The organism is Sphingomonas sp. NPDC092440, from assembly GCF_044754985.1.
In the GTDB taxonomy this organism is placed as follows: Bacteria; Pseudomonadota; Alphaproteobacteria; order Sphingomonadales; family Sphingomonadaceae; genus Sphingomonas.
This window is the reverse complement of record NZ_JBIVQA010000002.1, coordinates 192,689-210,643: the sequence shown is the minus strand read 5'-3', so window position 1 is coordinate 210,643 and position 17,955 is coordinate 192,689. Positions and strand designations below refer to the sequence as shown.

Here is a 17,955-nt window from a genome sequence, read left to right as displayed (position 1 = left end):
CGGGCGATTGCGGGAAAGGAGCCGCACGAGACCCCGGCTTTCGCCGGGGTGACGGTCATGGGGCTATTTCGCCACCGCGGTGCCGGCATCCTGCTGCTTGCCGGTATACCGGTCCAGCCAGCCGAGCACGGTGCCATACCATTGCATCGAGTTCTTCGGCTTCAGCACCCAGTGGTTCTCGTCCGGGAACACCAGCAGCTTGGACGGGATGTCGCGGCGCTGGAGCGCGGTGAAGGCGGCGAGACCCTGAGTATAGGGAATGCGGAAGTCCTTCTCGCTGGTGATCACCAGCTGCGGGGTCTTCCATTTGTCGACATGATTGACCGGGTTCCACTTCTCGAACGCCGCCGGGTCCTCGAAATAGGCCTTGCCGCCATGCTCCCACTCGTCGAACCACAGCTCCTCGGTCTCATAGGCCATGGCGCGGGCGTCGAACACGCCGTCATGCTGGACGATGCACTTGAACCGGTCCGGCCACTGGCCCTCGATCCAGTTCATCATATAGCCGCCATAGGAGGCGCCGAGCGCGCAGGCATTGCCGGCATCGAGGTACGAGAACTTGTCTGTCGCGGCCTTGAGGCCCTTTTGCAGGTCCTCGAGCGGCCAGCCGCCCCAATTGTTGCGGATCGCGTCGGTGAAGGCCTGGCCATAGCCGGTGGAGCCGTGGAAATCGACCGCCACCACCGCATAGCCGGCACCGGCGAATACCGCCGGATTCCAGCGATAGGACCAGCTGTTGTTGCTGCTGCCCTGCGGGCCGCCATGGACGATGAAGGCGATCGGTGCCTTCTTGCCCTCGGCCAGGCTGGCCGGGCGCACCGCATAGCCCCAGACCGTGTCGTTATTGGCGCCGGCGAAGCTGAAGCGCTCGACCTTCGGCAGGTCGATGCCGGCAAGCTTCTCCGCATTGACCGAGGTCAGCCGGGTGCTGACCTTGCCCTTGAGCTGGTAGAAATCGTCCGGCGCGGTAAGGCTGTTCATCGAATAGACGATGCCGCCCCTGGTCGGCACCACCGCGGTGACGTTGCCGAGCTGAGTGAGCCGGGCGACCTTGCCGGTCTGCGGATCGACCGACCAGACCGGAGTCTCCTGGGTATCCTCGGCCGTGACGTACAGCGCCCTGGAATCCGGCGCCCAGGCGATCGAGCCGACCGAACGGTCCCAGGCCTGGGTAAGTGCCCTGGTCTCGCCGGTAGCGAGGTTGCGCAGCTGGAGCACCTGGCGATCGGCCTCATAAGTGGCGCGCGCCATCGAGAAATAGGCGAGCCACTTGCCGTCGGGCGAGACGGTGGGGAGGTTGTCCATCCCCTCGTTCGCCTTGGTGAGGTTCACCGGCGCCGAGCTGCCGTCCGCGGGGGCAGCGAAGATGTCGAGATTGGTCGATTTGGATTCGATCCGGCCGGCCTCGCGCAGGGCGAAATAGACGGTCTTGCCGTCCGCGCTCCACGACACTTCCTCGCCGCCGCCGAAGGGCTTCGAAGGCGTGTCGCCGATCAGCCCGCCGACGATGGCCACGCCGTTGCCGGTGGCGCCGTTCGGGCCGAAGGGCAGCACGAAGAGCTGCGAGCGCTCGCCGTTCGACCAGCTATCCCAGTGACGGACGAACAGCTGATCATAGGTGCGCCCGGAACCGGCGTTCGGATCCTTCTTGACCATGGCAGGCTCCAGGCTGGGGGCGCCGGGCTTGCGATCGGCCCAGACGAGCAGCTTGCTGCCGTCGGGCGAGACCTTGAACCCGTTGAACCCGCCCGGGATATGAGTGAGCTGAGTCGGGGTGCCGCCGGTGATGGCGATGCCCCACACGGCATCCTCGCCGCCCTTGTCCGACTGGAACCACACGGTCTTGCCGTCCGCCGAGAATTGCGGGCTGGTCTCGTTGACATCGGCCTCGGCGACGAGCTTCTCGGGCCTGGCGCCCTTCACGGTGAGGTCGAGGCGCCACAGGTCGTAGCGGCCGCGATTGGCAGCGATATCGGTCTCGCGCTGCTGCCAGACGAGCCAATGGCCATCGGGCGAGACCGCGGGGGCGCCGACGCGCGACAGGGTGGCGACGTCCTGGATGGTGAGGTCACGCGCCAGCGCGGGCGCAGCGGTGAAAGCGAGCGCGACGCTCGCGAGCAGGATGTATTTCATGCCGCGAGGATAGCCGGAAGGTTGCGGCCGTTACAATCGGTCAGCGCCGCCAAGGCCGGCCATATTCCGTCATCCCCGCGAAAGCGGGAGCCCGTCTCCGGGATGGGCCGCAAGCTTCGCCGGCATATTCGCGGAGAATATACCAGATGGGCCCGCGCTTTCGTGGGGAATATGAGTCCCCCGCCCTGGCCCCGGCGTTGAGAAACGGCCTATTGCCGCCCGGTGATCCGCGAGATCTCGCGGGCGACCATCTCTTCCACCAGCCGCGGCAGATTGGCGTCGAGCCAGTCGCGCAGCATCGGCTTCAGCATCTCGCGCACCATGCCCTCCAGCGTGTCAGCGCCGTTCACCTCGGGCTTCACCACCATGCGCGACAGCGCCTCGAGCGGGCCGCGCGTCGCCTCGGCAGCGCGGTCGGACAGGATCGGGTCGGCAGGCACCTCGGCGGCAGCTTTGGGAGCGGCTTCGGGCGGCGTGGGGGAACCCATCGACATCGGCGTCGGCGTCTCCAGTCTATCCTCGTCGACCGGCTGGCTCAGTTCGAGCACTTCGTCGATGGCGGCGGTCTTGTCCGCCACCGTCGTCGCGCGTCCGCCGCGGCGCGCACGCGTCGCGATGGCCGCATCGCCTTCCTCGGCGATGATGCGCTTGATGGAGGACAGAATCTCCTCCATCGACGGCTCGCTACTGATGTCCCCCATCAACCGGCTACTCCTGAAAGCCCCGGAGGCGCGTCATCAGGGATTTTTACGGTTAATGTCAACAGGCCGCGTGGCATCGCCGCGCTGAAGCACGGGATCGAGCGACGTGGTGGTGACGGCCGGCGTCTGGGCAGGGGTCTGGTTGGTGCGCGTGCCGACGGCCTGGGGCTCGGGATCGTCGTTGCGATCCGACCAGCGATTCTTCACGCGCTTGTAGTTGATGCCCGGATCATAGAGCGGGCCGCCGTCCAGGTTGAGATCCTGCGCCTCGGCCCGGCCCATCGCGGCGAGCAGCGTGAAGCCGGCGACATAGGCGTCGCGCTCGGCGGTGACATAGTTGACCTGGCTGTTGAGCAGTTCCTGCTCGGCGTTCAGGATGTCGAGGATCGTGCGGGTGCCGACGCTGTTCTCGGCGCGCACGCCCTCAAGGCTCAGCTTGTTGGCATCGACGGCGACGCGCGACGATTCGATCACGCGCAGCGCCGACTGGTAGCTGGCATAGGCGGAGCGCACCTGGGCGATCACGCCGCGCTCGGTGAGCGTGACGGTCTCGATCGCCGACGCCTCGCGCGCCTGGGCCTGGCGGACCTGCGCGGCGGGGCGGCCGCCCTGGAACACCGGCAGGCTGAGCTGCGCGCCGAGCGTGGTCGAGATCCCGTCCGGGTTGAGGCCCATGACCGAGCGCGCCTGCGGCGTGAGCGAGCCCAGATAATTATAATAGCTGCTGCCGACGCCGATGCTCACCTGCGGCGAGCGGCTGGCCTTGGCGGCGCTGACGTCGAAGCGCGAGGCATCGCGCTGCTTCTGCGCGGCCTCGAGGTTCGGATTGCCGGCGATCGCAGCCTGTTCGGCATCGGCCACGTCGACCGGCAGGCCCGGCAGCGCCGGCGGCTGGGCGAGCACGCCGGGCGCAGCGCCGACGATGCGGATGTAATTCTCGCGCGAACCGATCAGCCCGGCCTCGGCCGTGCGGAGCTGGCTCTCGGCGAGCGCGAGGCGCGCCTCCGACTGGGCAACGTCGGTGCGGGTAAGGTCGCCGACCTCGAACCGGTCGCGAGTCGCCTGGAGATTGACCTCGAGGACATGGACGTTCTGCTGATTGAGGCGGACGATCGCCTCGAAGCGCAGCACGTCGACATAGGCGGTCACCGTATCGGTGAAGAGCTGCGCCTCGGCACCGCGCAGGCTGGCCTGGCCGGCGGAGACGCGAGTCTCCGCGCCGCGCACTGAGTTGCGCACCGCGCCGCCGCTGTAGATCGGCACCGAGAGGTTCAGGCCGAGATTGCCGTTGCGGCTCGGGCCGATGGTCGCGTCGCTGTTATAGGGGCTGGTGTTCAGCGAGCCGGTGCCGTTCACGCCGGGACGGCCCGCGGCCTTGGCGATCGGCACATTCTCGTCATTGGCGCGCTGGTTGGCGCGTTCCGACTGGAGGCCCGGATTGGTGTTGTAGGCAAGCACCAGCGCATCGCGCAGCGTAGTGGTCGGCTGCGCCGTCTGGGCGGGCGCGCCGGTGCCCACCACCTGCACGGGAGTATCGGTGCCGGCGCGCGTCGTCGTGGTCTGCGCGGCGGCAGGCACGGCGATCGCGACAAGACTGGCGCCCAGGAGCAGAGAGGAAATTCGCATGAGCCTCTTTCAGATCAGAATTGAAAGGTTCGTAGGCGCTCGAAACCGGGAAGAACTGCACATTCGATATCGGCGAAATCGACGAGGCCGAAGCCGCCTTCGGTGCGGCGGCCCGCCGCAAGGCGCGTCACGCCGCGATCGAGGAGGCCGGCCACCACGCGGCCATCGGGCCCGACCTGGTCGAGCAGCGCCGTGGGAAGCGCCTCGACCGCGCCGTCGACGACGAGCAGGTCATAGGGGCCTTCCGGGGCATGGCCGGCGGCGAGCGGTCCTTCGACCAGCTCGACATTGGCATAGGCGGCGAGCGCGGTGCGGGCGAGCGCCACGAGGCCAGGCTCCTCTTCTACCGCAACCACCGACCCGGCGAGGCCGGCAAGCAGCGCCGTCGCATAGCCGCCCGCGGCGCCGATCAGCAGCACCTTGTCGGTGGGCCGGATCTCGGCCGCGGTGAGCAGCCGGCCGGTGGCGAGCGGCAGGTTGTGGCTGCGCCCGCCAGCGAGCGGCAGCAACGTGTCGCGATAGGCGATCGCGCGATGCGCCTCGGGAAGATAATCCTCGCGCGGGAGGCGCGCCATCGCCTCGACCACGCGGGCGTCATTGACCGCGTTGGTGCGCAGCTGGCTGGCGACCATCGCGTGGCGCATCACTTCGAAGCGGTTCGCCTCGGCAGGCGCGGAATCTACCGTAAGAGCCATCATTACCCCGGCTATCTGGCACAACCGTATTAGTTGTGCAATACACTGATTATGTAGGGCGGCTTGTATCCCCTTCGCAACCCTTCGCCAAGCAATGCGCGCAGCTATTTTTGCACTGCAATGTTGACAGCGGGCGAAGCACCTGCGCATTGCCGCCGCTCGCTCCGAGGCCCGATGGCGGAGTGGTGACGCAGAGGACTGCAAATCCTTGCACGCCGGTTCGATTCCGGCTCGGGCCTCCACGCAGCATCATATTTATCGCCGTTCTCACCACATGGCGGTTAAACTCCCACCTCGCCGCCAGGACGATTGCTTCGTCGGCAAGGCGGTCTTGCTTCGCCGCTCCAGTGTAGGCCGAAACCTCCTCGTCCCGCCTGTGGCCGGACGCCGATTTGAGCGTCCGATTCGCCATGTCGAGTTTCGCCATTCGGCGCATCATCGCCTTGCGAAGGCCGTGCGCCGTTCACCGCGATAGCGCGCGTCATCGTCCTGCCCTGGGTAATCACACATGCAGCCTGGAAGGGCGCCCCCCTGTGCCGGGCGCGAACCTGTTCGGGCAATCGGCAGTGCCCTTGCTCGGGGTGCGGCATATCCGATGCCCGGCAAACGGGCCGGCAGGGGCGCCATCGATTCCGCCTGTGGTGCTGAATCTCATCTGGATCGGAGGCATCTTGGCCCCTGTAGGGGCCTGGTGGGCAGTGCTTGGGACCGTAATGGCGCAACTGCTGGTTGCGCCCTTCACTATCGAAAACGAGACACTCAGGGCTGTTTCGCCCGCGTGGCATGAGGGCACCGGGCGAGGCCTGTTCGGAGAGCCAGGCAATGACGGGGGCGATTCCGGTCGGCGATCCCGACAATATCCGATTCCAGTTCGAGATCATCAAGCAGTGAGTAGCCCGCGATGACCCACCTTGAGTAGAACGGAGCAGAGAAATGACCTATACTCTTGGCAATGCATCCCGCGCGGAGCTTGTCGGCGTCCATCCCAAGCTCATCGATGTCGTCGAACGCGCGATCACGCTGAGCGAGCAGGACTTCACCGTGCATGACGGCCTGCGCACCGAAGCCGAACAGCGCGAATATGTGCGGCGCGGCGTGTCGAAAACCATGGCATCGAAGCACATGAAGCAGAGCGACGGGTTCAGCCATGCCGTCGATCTCGTACCCTTCATCAACGGGCAATTGCGCTGGGAATGGAAACCGATCTTCGTCATCGCCTCTGCGGTCCATCGCGCGGCGATTGAACGCGATGTTCGCCTGATCTGGGGCGGTGTCTGGGATCGACCGTTCGAGCAGCTTGGCGGATCGCCGGCAGAGCTTGAGCAGGCAGTGAACAATTATGTCACGCGCCGTCGTGCCGCCGGGAAGACCGCTTTCATCGACGGCCCGCACTACCAGTTGGCTGCATGAGCAAGCTCCATCTCCAAGCCGCCGCGCTGGTCATTCTGGCGCTTCTCGCGGGGGCGGTGCTGCTCCTGATCGGCTACGTGTTCAGCGGCGCGATCTCGCACATGTCGCCGGATGGGAAGGTGCCGCTCGCCGATGCCGGGCTCTTCGCCGCGCTTCTCCTGAGCTTCCGCGAGGTCTGCGCAATGATCAACCGCCTCTGGGACAGCGCGGAACGGAGCGAGCTGGCGGCGGCGGCGTCCAACGCGATGCCGGCCACGGGGCTCAGCCGTCCCGCGGAAGGAGACCAGAAATGAAGCATCTCCCCTCGCTTGGCTCGACACGCAGTTGGCCAGCTCGGCCTGGAGACGCTTCCCACTTCATTTCTGCACCGCCGTCACTCCCCTTCCCTGCATCGGGGCGCCGGCATTTCCGCCGCATGTGTGTCTTTCCCGCAACTCATCGATCGAATCGCACGGACCATCGACACCGAACCGGCCCGGATGCGGAACAAATCGCGATTCATTGCCGTTGATCCCGCGCTTATCGGGAGACGAGGCATGTATGATTTCGGCATCCGACACGCCCTTACCGGCTATCGCGTCGCGTACCGTCCGCAGCAGCAGAATTACTGTCCGGGCTGCGGCGGATCCCATTGGGTGATTGGCCGGTTCACTGCGGAATGCGCCTTTTGCGCCACTGCCCTGCCGCTGATGGTGGGCGGGAGTACCGGCAGCGGGCTGATCCGTCAGCGGGGTGAAGCCGCACTGGCCGCCTGAACCCTGGCGCCGGGACATGCGCGGGATCGGCAACGGACCCGCCCGACACTTGCAGCGTGCCGACGAGCCGCTATGCCGCCCCTATGACCGGCGCCCAACTCACGCTCTACAATTCGCTGACCCGCAGCCTGGAGGTTTTCCAGCCGCTCGATCCCGAACGGGGCGTGCGCGTCTATTCCTGCGGGCCGACGGTCTACAACTATGCCCATCTCGGCAATCTGCGCGCCTATGTGTTCACCGACACGCTGAGCCGGGTGCTGAGCTGGAAGGCCGGGGAAAATGCATGGGGGCCCCTCACCCATGTGATCAACATCACCGATGTCGGCCATCTGACGTCGGACGCCGATGCCGGCGACGACAAGATGGAGGCGGCGGCCCGCGCCCAGGCGAAGAGCATCTGGGACATCGCGGCGCACTATACCGCGGCGTTCAAGCAGAACATCGCCGACCTCAACATCCGCCAGCCCTCGCGCTGGTCGGTCGCGACCGACCATATCGCCGAGATGATCGATTTCGCGGAGAAGATCGCGCCGGAGCATTGCTACACGCTCGATTCGGGCCTGTATTTCGATGTGACCACCGTGCCCGACTATGGCCGCCTCGCCGGCAATCGGGACGATGCCGCGGAAGGGCGGATCGATCCGGTGGCCGGCAAGCGCCATCCGCAGGATTTCGCCATCTGGCGCAAATCGCCGCCGGGCGAGCAGCGCCAGATGGAATGGGACAGCCCCTGGGGCAAGGGCGCGCCGGGCTGGCACCTCGAATGCTCGGTGATGAGCATCAAGTATCTAGGGGCTCCCTTCGACATCCATACCGGCGGGATCGACCATCGGGAGATCCATCACCCCAATGAGATCGCGCAGAATCAGGCCTTTTGCGGCTGCGGCGATTCGGGCGCGCATTTCTGGATGCACAACAACTTCCTGGTCGATCGCCAGGGGAAGATGAGCAAGTCCAAGGGCGGCTTCACCACGCTCCAGTCGCTGATCGACGCGGGCGTGCATCCGCTCGCCTACCGGCTGATGTGCCTTTCCGCCCAGTATCGCAGCGAACTGGAATTCTCGGCCGAGAACCTGGCGGCGGCACTGACCCGGCTCAAGCGGCTGGTGATGACGGTGACGGCGCTCAAGGCCCGGGCCGAGGGCGAAGGCACGGCGCCCCAGGCCTGGCTGGCGCGGCTGGACGAAGCCGTGTCGGATGATCTCAACACGCCCAGGGCGCTGCCGGCGCTCGACGAACTGCTCGCCGAGAAGAAGCTGTCGCCGGCCGACCGCCTGGCCGGGCTCGCGGCGTTCGATGCAGTGCTCGGCCTGCGGCTGCTCGAGCTGACTCGCGAGGAGCTCCGCATGCGGCCTGCGAGCGCCACGATCACCGCGCGGGAGATCGAGGACCGGCTGGTCGAGCGCAAGGAAGCCCGGTTGGTAAAGGACTTCCAGCGCTCCGACACGATCCGCGACGAACTCGCCGCGGCAGGCGTGGAGGTAATGGACGGCGATCCGCTGGGCTGGGACTGGAAGCCGGTGCTCGACTGACGGAGAAAGGCGCGCTCGCCGCCGCCCGGCCCGAATCCCGACCGGGATCGCAATCTAGGCCTTTGACCCGGGCCGGGCGCGCGCTAGCCTCCGGTCCATGAAGGCCGTGCTTCCCGCCCTCGCCCGCCCGCTGGTGGAGCCGCAGCTCCCGGCCGGGCTCGACGTCCATTGGTTCACGAGCGCCGACGAGGCGGTCGCGCTCGTCGCCGACGCGGATATCGGCTGGCTCGACCACAATGATCCGCGCGAATGGGCGCGTGCCGTGGCGGCGGCCGGGCGGCTGCAATGGCTGTCGACCATCTATGCCGGGCTCGACGCGCTCGATACCGGCCTGTTGCAGGCCCGCGGCACCCGCGTGACCAATGGCAGCGGCGTCAACGCGCATGCCGTTGCCGAATATGCCGTGATGGGCGCGCTGGTCGCCGCCAAGCGCTTCGACCAGGTGGTGCGCGCCGCGGACCGCCACGAATGGCCGACCGATGCGCCGGGCAAGCTCGAGCTGTTCGAGAGCAAGGCGCTGGTGATCGGCTATGGCACGATCGGGCGGCTGATCGGGGAACGGCTCGCGGCGTTCGGCGTCGAGGTGACCGGCGTCACGCGCTCGGGCGCCGAAGGCACGGTGCGGCCCGACGCCTGGCGCGCGCTGCTGCCCGAGACCGACTGGCTGTTCCTCGCCGCCCCCGCCACCACCGAGAGCCGCGCGATGATCGGCGCCGAGGAGCTGGCCGCGATGAAGCCCGGCGCCTGGATCGTGAATGTCGGCCGCGGCGAGCTGATCGACCAGGATGCGCTGATCGAGGCCTGCACCCGGCGGCGGATCGCCGGCGCGTTTCTCGACACGGTCACGCCCGAGCCGCTGCCACCCGAGCATCCCTTGTGGAGCACGGCGAACATCATCCACTCGATGCACCTGTCCGGCCGCAGCCAGACGCGGATGTTCCTGCGCGCCGCCGCGCTGTTCGTCGAGAATGCCCGGGCCTTTGTGGAGGGTCGCCCGCTCCGGAACGAAGTCGATCTCGCCGCGGGATACTGAAATCTCCCGCCCGCCTCGGTTTTGCTTGCATCGGATGCCGGCGGGTTATTAGTTAGGCAAATGCCTAATCAAATCGATGCCGCATTCGCCGCCCTTGCCGATCCCACGCGCCGCGCGGTGGTCGAGCGGCTGGGCGATGGGCCGGCCAGCGTGAGTGCGCTCGCTGCCGGCTTCACCATGGCGATGCCGAGCTTCCTGCAGCACATCCGCCTGCTCGAGGGCGCCGGCCTGGTGCGCACCGCGAAGCAGGGCCGGGTGCGCACCTGCACGCTCGAGCCGCTCGTCCTCGCCGCAGTGGAGCAATGGATCATCGAGCGCCGCCGCACGACCGAGGCGCGCTACGACCGCCTCGCCCATTTCCTCGATGCGCAGGACAAGGAGAAGGACCATGGCTGAAGCCGTCCACGACAAGTTCGTCATCGAGCGCCGTTTCAAGCAGGCCCCGGCAAGGGTATTCGCGGCGTTCGCCACCGAGGAGGGCAAGGCGCGCTGGTTTTCGGGGCCGAACGAGACCTGGGAGATGGTCGATCGCCACTTCGATTTCCGGGTGGGCGGCACCGAGCATCTGGAAGGCCGCTGGAAGAGCGGCACGGTCACGCGCTTCGACTGTTCCTATCACGACATCGTGCCGGATGCCCGCATCGTCTACGCCTATCGCATGAAGCTGAACGGCAAGCCGATCTCCGTGAACCTCTGCTCGATCGAGCTGCTGCCCGACGGCGACGGCACCCGCCTGCTCCACACCGAGCATGGCATCTATCTGGACGGCTATGAGGACAATGGATCCCGCTTCCACGGGATCAGCCTCCAATATGACAAGCTGGCCGAGACGCTGCCCGGCTGACGGCTTCGTTGCGCCAGGGCGGGCATTCGTCGCGGAACGCTATGCCCGCCATCCTCGGCACGCCAGCACGGCACCTGTCCCTTCCCCGGGTTCAGGAGGACCACCATGCCCGTTGCCGCTCGCTCCATCGTCTTCGCGCCGGCACTGCTGCTCGCCGCGTCCGCCTGCTTCGCGGGCACGCCGGACAAGGCCGCCGCCAACGCATCCGAAGCGGCGGCCGGGCCCGCGCGGCAGAGCCTCTCCATCACCGGGGACGTCCAGGCGCCGGCGGGCGTGCCAATGGCAGGCGGCAAGGTCGTTGCCTGCTCCTCGCCCTATCAGAGCTGCAAGACCAAGATCGAGGCGCCGCTGCGCCAGGCAGGCGGCTCGACCTGGGCCTATGCGCTGGCGCTGCCCGATCGCGGGCCGTGGCAGCTCATCGCATGGCAGGATGTCGATGGCGACGACGAGGCTTCACCGGGCGACTATCTGGGGATCGCCCGCGACGGCGCCGAGATCGCGGCGCCGGCCAGCGCGGTGCGCATCGCGGTGAAGCGAGTCGAGGGAGACCAGACTGCGGCCAAGGCCTCGAACGGGGATATTCCGGGGCTGGCGGGAAGCTGGTCGCAGTCCTCGACCGGCACCGAGCTGGTGATCGGCTCCAGGATCATGTTCCAGCCGAGCATGGCGACCGGCTATGGCACCAATCTGGGCGGCACCTTCGGCCCCGGCTCGGCGACCAACACCACGATCGTGACCGAGTCCATGCCGGTGACCGTGCGGCGCCAGATGAACCTCGTCATCCGCCGGGACGGCACCTTCACCTGGCGGATCACCAAGGTCCAGCCGGAAGGCAAGGGCTGCTCCAAGACGATCACGCAGGAGAAGCTCGGCCGCATCCAGACCGGGGGCGGCAAGATGACCTTCGCGATCCAGGGCGGCCAGGAGAGCTGGAGCGGCTGCGGCAAGGGCGGCTCGGGCACGATCTCGCCACGTAGCGAGACCTACAGCTACAGCAATGCCGGCGGCGGCCTGCGGCTCTCCGGCCCGGGCGGCGTGAACTGGTCGTTCCGCCGGGGCTGAGGGATTTACCCTGTCGGGGAAATTTTTCGCTTGCATGAATTTACCCAGCCAGGGTAAGCCTCCCGAGCTATGACCACACTTGCAGGCACCAAGATCCGCCGCTTCCGCGAGGAACGCTCCCTCACCCGCGCCGCGTTCGGCGCGTGGTTCGACATTCCCGGCTCCACCGTCCAGGGCTGGGAGAAGGACGGCAAGCGCGCGAACGCCAAGGTCATGAACCTGATCGCCGCGCACGGCATCGCCGGCGCCGCCGACTGGAACGTCACCGTGCGCGATGCGGAGAACGACATGCATGCGAGCTGGAGCCCGTCGAGCTGGAAGGCGGCCGAGGCGCGCCAGCTCCCCAATTACCCCGATCAGGGCGCGCTCGACGCGGCGACGACCCAGCTCACGTCCTTCCCTCCCCTGGTCTTCGCCGGGGAGGCGCGCGAGCTGACCAGCGAGCTCGCCAAGGTGTCGCGTGGCGAGGCCTTCCTGCTCCAGGGCGGCGACTGCGCCGAGAGCTTTGCCGAGTTCCACCCGAACAACATCCGCGACACGTTCCGCGTCATTCTCCAGATGGCGGTGGTGCTCACCTTCGCCTCGAAGCTGCCGACGGTGAAGCTCGGGCGCATGGCCGGCCAGTTCGCCAAGCCGCGTTCCGCCGATACCGAGACGATCGGCGGCGTCGAGCTGCCCAGCTATCGCGGCGACAATGTCAACGACATCGCCTTCACCGCCGAGGCGCGCATGCCCGATCCGCAGCGGATGCTCCAGGGCTATTCGCAGTCGGCGGCGACGCTCAACCTGCTGCGCGCCTTCGCGCAGGGCGGCTATGCGAACCTGCACCAGGTCCACAGATGGACCCACGACTTCATGGGCCGCAGCCCCTGGGCGAAGAAATATGCCGACCTGGCCGACCGGATCGGCGAGGCGCTCGACTTCATGGCCGCGTGCGGCATCGACGCGGACAGCGTGCCGCAGCTCAAGGCCACCAATTTCTACACCAGCCACGAGGCGCTGCTCCTGCCCTATGAGGAAGCGCTCACGCGCCAGGACAGCCTGACCGGCGACTGGTACGACACCAGCGCGCACTTCCTCTGGATCGGCGACCGCACGCGCTTCGAGGGCTCGGCCCATGTCGAGTTCCTGCGCGGCATCGGCAATCCGATCGGCATGAAGTGCGGGCCCACCCTCGAGCCCGACGCGCTGCTGCGCCTGCTCGACACGCTCAATCCGAGCCGGACGCCGGGACGGATGACGCTGATCACGCGCTATGGCCATGACAAGATCGAGGCCGGCCTGCCCAAGCTCGTCCGCGCGGTGAAGCGCGAGGGGCATCCGGTGGTGTGGAGCTGCGATCCGATGCACGGCAACGTGATCAAGGCCGCCAATGGCTACAAGACCCGGCCGTTCGAGCGGATCCTGGCCGAGGTGCGTGGCTTCTTCGCGGTCCACCGCGCCGAAGGCACGTTCGCGGGCGGCATCCATGCCGAGATGACGGGGCAGAACGTCACCGAATGCACCGGCGGCGCGATCGACATCACCGAGCAGGGCCTTGCCGATCGCTACCACACCCATTGTGATCCACGTCTCAATGCGGGACAGAGCCTGGAACTCGCCTTCCTGCTGGCCGAAATGCTCAACGAGGAAATGGCGGAACGCCGTAAGGCCGCTGCTTGATCAATTGTTGCGGAACACATCCGTAATTTAGCGGATTTACATCGCTGTCAGCATCTTGGATGGACTGCGCTTTACGCGGAGTTTTAGTTGGCAACGGTGAGGGAGCGTCTGCCAGAGGACTGGGCTGCGTCGGTGCGTCCGGCGCTAATGCTGTTTGCGGGTGCGTTGATCGGCTGCATTAGCTGGGCCCTGTGGCACCGTTTCACCGGCCGGAATCCCCCGATCGGCATCGCCATCGGAGTTTCGGTCAGCGGCCTGATCCTGAGCAGCACCCGGCTCTGGCCGCTGCTCGCGATCGCCGTGCTCGCCACCTATGAGATCTTCGAGCCGCAATATCCGCTGGTCGCCAAGCTCGCCGCCGCGCTGGGCCTGGCGTTCGGCGCGCTGCTGACCGCGTCGATCATCCGCCGGCGCGGCGTCCGGCCCACGGAACTGCTCGATCCGCGCTCGATCCTCTGGGTGTTCGCCGCAGCATTGGCGGGATCGCTGCTGGCCGCAGGGATCGTCGCGCTCGGTACGATCGCGGCGGGCCGGCCGACCAACTTCGTCGAGAAGTTCGCGCAACAGGGCCTGGGCATGATCCTGGCGGCGCCATTCGTGCTCGTCTGGGCAAGGCCGCTGCGCGAGCGCTGGTCGCTCCTCCGGTGGACCGGCTTCGTCGCCGCCATGCTGCTTTGCGCCGTGGTGACGACGGTCGTCTTCCTGCTGCCCCGCGAGGATCCCGTCGCCTGGGCGATCTTCCCGCCGCTCGTGCTCGCGGCGCTGGGCTGGCACCTGCGCGGCGCGACCACCGCCATGGCCATTTGCGCGGTGATCGTGCTGTGGAGCACCGAGATCGCGACCGGGCCGTTCGCGCTCGCCGCGCCCGACAATCGCGTGCTGCTCGCCCAGATGTTCGTCGCGGTCACCTGCGCGACCATCGCCCTGCTCGCCGCCCATGCGGACGAACGCCATGCCGAGGACAAGCTTCGCATCGCCGCCAAGCGGATCGAAGTCTCGCGGCGCAACCTCACCAACATGGCGCGCGATGCCGCGACCGCGGTGGCGATCCTCGACCGGGACATGCGCTATGTCGCCGCTTCGCAGCGCTATGTCGCCGATCATCACCTGCCTGAGGGCATGGCGCTCGAGGGGCATAGCCATTTCGAGGTCTTCCCCGATTGCTCGCCCGAGCGCCGCGCCATGTTCGCGCGCGTGCTCGACGGCGAGCAGCTTTCCGGGGACGGGGACCCCTTGCTACATGCCGATGGCAGCGTCGACTATGTGCGCTGGAGCCATCGCCCCTGGTATGACGAGGACGACCGCATCGCGGGCATCGTGCTGGCGAGCGAGATCGTGACTGCCGAGATGGAGGCACGCCGCAAGCTGGAAGAGGCCGAGCGCCGCTATCGCGCCGTGTTCGAGCAGGCCGGCGTGGGCGTGGGCCGGCTCTCGCTCGAGGGCGTGTTCCTCGAAGTCAACGAACGGATCTGCGAGCTCACCGGCCATCCGCGCGAGGCGCTGATCGGCGAGAGCTGCCGCAAGACCAGCACTGCCGAGGAGTGGCCCGCGACCATCGAGGGGATCGGGGCCCTGGCGCGGGGTGAAGTCGCCTATTATTCGGACGACCGCATGGTGGTGACGCACGAGGGGGCGCTGCGCCCCGTGCATTGCACCGCCAATCTCGTCCGCTCGGGCGACGGCACCGAAGACTATATCGCGGTCGTGCTCCAGGACATCTCGCCGCGCATCGCCGCGCAGCGCGCGCTGGAGGAGAGCGAGAAGCTGCTCCGCCTGGCCCAGGAAGCCGCCGGGGTGGGCGTGTGGGAGATCGACCTGGTGCGCGGCGGCTCGCGCCATTCGCCGCAGAGCGCGCGCCTGTTCGGCCTCGAATGGCGCGAGGGCGAGTATCGCATGGCCGATGTCGCGGAACGACTGGGCACGGAGCAGGTGGCTGAGCTGCGCAAGGCGATCGGCAGCGCCAGGCGGATCAGGGGCCCGCTCGACATGACGCTGCGGCTGACGATGCCCGATGGCGAGATACGCTGGGTGACGCTGCAGGGCCGCTACGACCCGCATGACGGCCAGCCGCGGCTGCTCGGCCTGGTGATCGACATCACCCATGACGTGGAAGCCGATGCTCAGCTGCGCGAGGTGCACGAGAAGCTGCTCCGGCTTGCCCGGTTGAACGCCATGGGCGCTATGGCATCGACGCTGGCGCACGAGCTCAACCAGCCGCTCGCGGCGATCACCAACTATCTCGAGGCCTGCCGCTATCTCACGCGCTCGCGCGGGGAGCCGGACCACGACATCCTCGACGCGCTCGACCATGCCCGGGTGCAGGCGCTCCGGGCCGGCGACATCATCCGCAAGATCCGCTCCTTCACGGTCAGCGGCGAAATCGTCCAGGCGCGCCTCGACCTGAACGCAGTGATCTACTCGGCCTGTGCGGCGGTGCGGCAACTCAAGATCGCGCGCGAGGCGAGGATCGACTGCGACTTCGATCCGGCGCCGGCCAATCTGGTCGGCGATGCCCTTCAGATCGAGCAGGTGCTGAGCAACCTCATCCGCAACGGCGTGGAGGCCACGGCGGGACGCGCCCGCCGCGAAGTGAGCATAACGACCCGCGTCGAGCCGGAGGAGGTCGTCGTCCAGATCGCCGATAGCGGCGGCGGCCTCAGCGAAGCGATGCTCGACAATCTGTTCGAGCCGTTTCGAACCACGAAGGAGAGTGGCACCGGGCTCGGCCTGCCGATCTGCCGCACGATCGTGGAAGCGCATGGCGGGCGGCTCTGGGCCGAGAACGGCCCCGGCGGCGGCGCGATCTTCAGCTTCGCGCTGCCGTCCGCGGCGACGGAGGAAACCGCCCGGCTCCACGGCGAAACATACTGAAACACCGTTGCAAGACCCGAGATGCAAGAGCGACCTCAGCCGGCGCCTTGCCCCTCTGTGCCGCCGGCTCCCCAAACTACGGGGCGACCGGAGAACGACCTCCGGTCGCCCTGGCCTTTATCAGGCGGGCGCATGGCAGACCGCCTCGATGTTGAGCCCGTCGGGATCGCGCACAAAGGCAGCATAATAGTTCGCGTGATACTGCGGCCTGAGCCCGGGCGCACCGTGGTCGCGCCCACCGGCCGCCAGCGCCGCTGCGTGAAAACCATCCACTTCGGCGCGAGTGGCGGCGCGGAAGGCGATGTGCGTCCCCTCCCCCACCCGCTCATTGTCGCCGATCCAGAAGAAGGGATCGTCGCCCCGTCCGAAACCATGCGCGGTGCCGCCCGAGCCGTTCTCGTGCGCCGGCACGGTCATCAGCAGCGTGATGCCCAGCGGAGCCAGGGCGGCCGCGTAGAAACGCCTCGAAGCCTCGGCGTCCGAAACCGCGAAGCCGACATGATCGAGCATCTGCCTTCTCCTGCTCAGGGATAGAGATCGACGATTTCCGCGCCCTCGCCCTCCGCCGCGAGCAGCAGCGTCCGGTGGCAATGCTCGGGATTGCGCTCGAAGCAGAGCAACGCGCTCGGCTTTTCCGCGGCCAGCGCGCGCATCGCCGCTGCCTCCGCTTGCGCCTCGGGCAGATGGAGCTGCCCGGCATAGACTTGGCGGAGCGTGTCCACATCGCCCTTTTTCGCGGCATCGCGGCCGGGCTTGGGCGTGCCCAGATGCCTCAGCAGCACATAATCGATCCCCGCCGCCTTCAGGCTCGCGGCGAGGATGTTCTTCGAGAAGCCCGGCCGCCGGGAGAGCGGCACCGCCCGCACGTCGATCACCCGCTCCACCCCGGCCGTGCGCAACGCGGCGAGGAACTCGTCCATCGTCGTCGCTTCATAGCCGATGGTGAAGATCCTCATGCGATCGCCTTCTCTCCGCGGAGCGCATGGACCGCGCCCCAGGCGATCAACGCCTGGCCGGCGAAATAGGTCGGCCATACCAGCAGCTGCGGAATCGGCGAGCCGGCGAGCGGCCCCATGCGCAGGAAGATCAGCCAGTCGGAGGCGAAGAACAGCAACGCCCCCGCCGCGACCAGCGCGCCGAGCCGGCTGAGCATGGCCGAGGCGGTCATCAGCGCCAGGCCGAACACATAGACTCCGAGCAGCTCCGGATTGGGCAGCGTCGCGAACAGATACCAGGCGAGCACCGCCACGGCGGCGGCGATCGGCGGCGCGATCCAGTTGGCCGCGGGAAGGCGGCGGTGGCGCAGATAGAGATAGCTCGCCAGCAGATGGCCGGCCATGAACGCCACCCCGCCGATGGTGAAGCCGTGCAGTTCGAGCAGCACGTCGCCGAGCGCGCCCAGCGCGAGCACCGCGCCGATGATCCGCCCATCCTGGTTGACTGCCTTGCCGCGCGCCCAGAGAGCGAGCAGGCCGACGCCGAGTCCCTTCCAGACGATGGCGGCGACGCCGCCGGCCTCCAGCCAGTAATTGGCGTAATAGCTGGCGCCAGCGATGATCGCGGCGGCGAAGAGCGGTTCGATGCGATTGCGGTCCATCCGCCCTTGATGCCGCGTGACTGGCGCTCTGCCA

The 17,955-nt window shown here is 67.5% G+C and carries 17 protein-coding genes and 1 tRNA gene; 11 read left to right on the top strand and 7 right to left on the bottom strand.

Going from position 1 to position 17,955, the window contains the following annotated elements:
- Nucleotides 1–63: 63 nt before the first annotated feature.
- The 4 genes from ACIQCS_RS03880 to ACIQCS_RS03865 form a co-directional block, all read right to left on the bottom strand.
- Entirely contained in the window at nt 64–2,133 is a 2,070-nt protein-coding gene (locus tag ACIQCS_RS03880; protein WP_345846477.1) for a S9 family peptidase, read from the bottom strand.
- 209 nt (nt 2,134–2,342) lie between these two features.
- Entirely contained in the window at nt 2,343–2,834 is a 492-nt protein-coding gene (locus ACIQCS_RS03875) for a DUF2497 domain-containing protein (RefSeq protein ID WP_345846476.1), read from the bottom strand.
- Between the two features lie 36 nt (nt 2,835–2,870).
- Nucleotides 2,871–4,460 carry a TolC family outer membrane protein gene (locus tag ACIQCS_RS03870; RefSeq protein WP_345846474.1) on the bottom strand — a complete coding sequence of 530 codons (1,590 nt, stop codon included), beginning with the start codon at nt 4,458–4,460 and terminating at the stop codon, nt 2,871–2,873.
- 14 nt (nt 4,461–4,474) lie between these two features.
- Nucleotides 4,475–5,155: a protein-L-isoaspartate O-methyltransferase gene (locus ACIQCS_RS03865; protein ID WP_345846473.1), complete on the bottom strand. Its 681-nt coding sequence runs from the start codon at nt 5,153–5,155 to the stop codon at nt 4,475–4,477.
- A 168-nt stretch (nt 5,156–5,323) separates the two neighbouring features.
- Here ACIQCS_RS03865 and ACIQCS_RS03860 point away from each other — a divergent pair.
- The 11 genes from ACIQCS_RS03860 (at nt 5,324) to ACIQCS_RS03810 (ending at nt 16,324) form a co-directional block, all read left to right on the top strand.
- Nucleotides 5,324–5,397: transfer RNA gene (locus tag ACIQCS_RS03860), tRNA-Cys, on the top strand.
- 691 nt (nt 5,398–6,088) lie between these two features.
- Nucleotides 6,089–6,565, top strand: a complete 477-nt coding sequence (locus ACIQCS_RS03855) for a M15 family metallopeptidase (RefSeq protein WP_345846471.1) — start codon at nt 6,089–6,091, stop codon at nt 6,563–6,565.
- Nucleotides 6,562–6,858 (top strand): hypothetical protein, encoded by a 297-nt coding sequence (locus ACIQCS_RS03850; RefSeq protein ID WP_345846469.1) that lies wholly within the window; start codon nt 6,562–6,564, stop codon nt 6,856–6,858. Before ACIQCS_RS03855 ends, ACIQCS_RS03850 begins: the two co-directional genes overlap by 4 nt.
- 243 nt (nt 6,859–7,101) lie before the next feature.
- Complete coding sequence (locus ACIQCS_RS03845) at nt 7,102–7,320, top strand: hypothetical protein (protein WP_345846468.1); 219 nt, start codon at nt 7,102–7,104, stop codon at nt 7,318–7,320.
- An 83-nt stretch (nt 7,321–7,403) separates the two neighbouring features.
- Entirely contained in the window at nt 7,404–8,852 is a 1,449-nt protein-coding gene (gene cysS / locus ACIQCS_RS03840) for a cysteine--tRNA ligase (RefSeq protein ID WP_345846466.1), read from the top strand.
- Nucleotides 8,853–8,949: 97 nt separating this feature from the next.
- Nucleotides 8,950–9,885 carry an NAD(P)-dependent oxidoreductase gene (locus ACIQCS_RS03835; protein ID WP_345846464.1) on the top strand — a complete coding sequence of 312 codons (936 nt, stop codon included), beginning with the start codon at nt 8,950–8,952 and terminating at the stop codon, nt 9,883–9,885.
- 60 nt (nt 9,886–9,945) lie between these two features.
- Nucleotides 9,946–10,281 (top strand): metalloregulator ArsR/SmtB family transcription factor, encoded by a 336-nt coding sequence (locus ACIQCS_RS03830; protein ID WP_345846462.1) that lies wholly within the window; start codon nt 9,946–9,948, stop codon nt 10,279–10,281.
- On the top strand, nt 10,274–10,729 hold the full coding sequence (locus ACIQCS_RS03825; protein ID WP_345846461.1) for an SRPBCC family protein: 456 nt from the start codon (nt 10,274–10,276) through the stop codon (nt 10,727–10,729). Before ACIQCS_RS03830 ends, ACIQCS_RS03825 begins: the two co-directional genes overlap by 8 nt.
- A 105-nt stretch (nt 10,730–10,834) precedes the next feature.
- Nucleotides 10,835–11,791: a hypothetical protein gene (locus ACIQCS_RS03820; protein ID WP_345846459.1), complete on the top strand. Its 957-nt coding sequence runs from the start codon at nt 10,835–10,837 to the stop codon at nt 11,789–11,791.
- A gap of 288 nt (nt 11,792–12,079) precedes the next feature.
- A complete protein-coding gene (locus ACIQCS_RS03815; RefSeq protein ID WP_345851969.1) occupies nt 12,080–13,453 on the top strand; it encodes a class II 3-deoxy-7-phosphoheptulonate synthase in 1,374 nt (457 codons plus the stop codon).
- Nucleotides 13,454–13,600: 147 nt separating this feature from the next.
- A complete protein-coding gene (locus ACIQCS_RS03810; RefSeq protein ID WP_345851968.1) occupies nt 13,601–16,324 on the top strand; it encodes a PAS domain S-box protein in 2,724 nt (907 codons plus the stop codon).
- A gap of 120 nt (nt 16,325–16,444) precedes the next feature.
- Here ACIQCS_RS03810 and ACIQCS_RS03805 read toward each other — a convergent pair whose 3' ends face one another.
- Genes ACIQCS_RS03805 through ACIQCS_RS03795 form a run of 3 tightly spaced genes read right to left on the bottom strand, consistent with a single transcriptional unit; the run spans nt 16,445 to nt 17,921 of the window.
- Nucleotides 16,445–16,834, bottom strand: a complete 390-nt coding sequence (locus ACIQCS_RS03805) for a VOC family protein (protein ID WP_345846458.1) — start codon at nt 16,832–16,834, stop codon at nt 16,445–16,447.
- Nucleotides 16,835–16,848: 14 nt separating this feature from the next.
- Complete coding sequence (locus ACIQCS_RS03800; protein WP_345846456.1) at nt 16,849–17,280, bottom strand: DUF488 domain-containing protein; 432 nt, start codon at nt 17,278–17,280, stop codon at nt 16,849–16,851.
- Nucleotides 17,277–17,921 carry a lysoplasmalogenase family protein gene (locus ACIQCS_RS03795; protein WP_345846454.1) on the bottom strand — a complete coding sequence of 215 codons (645 nt, stop codon included), beginning with the start codon at nt 17,919–17,921 and terminating at the stop codon, nt 17,277–17,279. The genes ACIQCS_RS03800 and ACIQCS_RS03795 overlap by 4 nt, the downstream gene beginning before the upstream one ends.
- Nucleotides 17,922–17,955 lie beyond the last annotated feature (34 nt).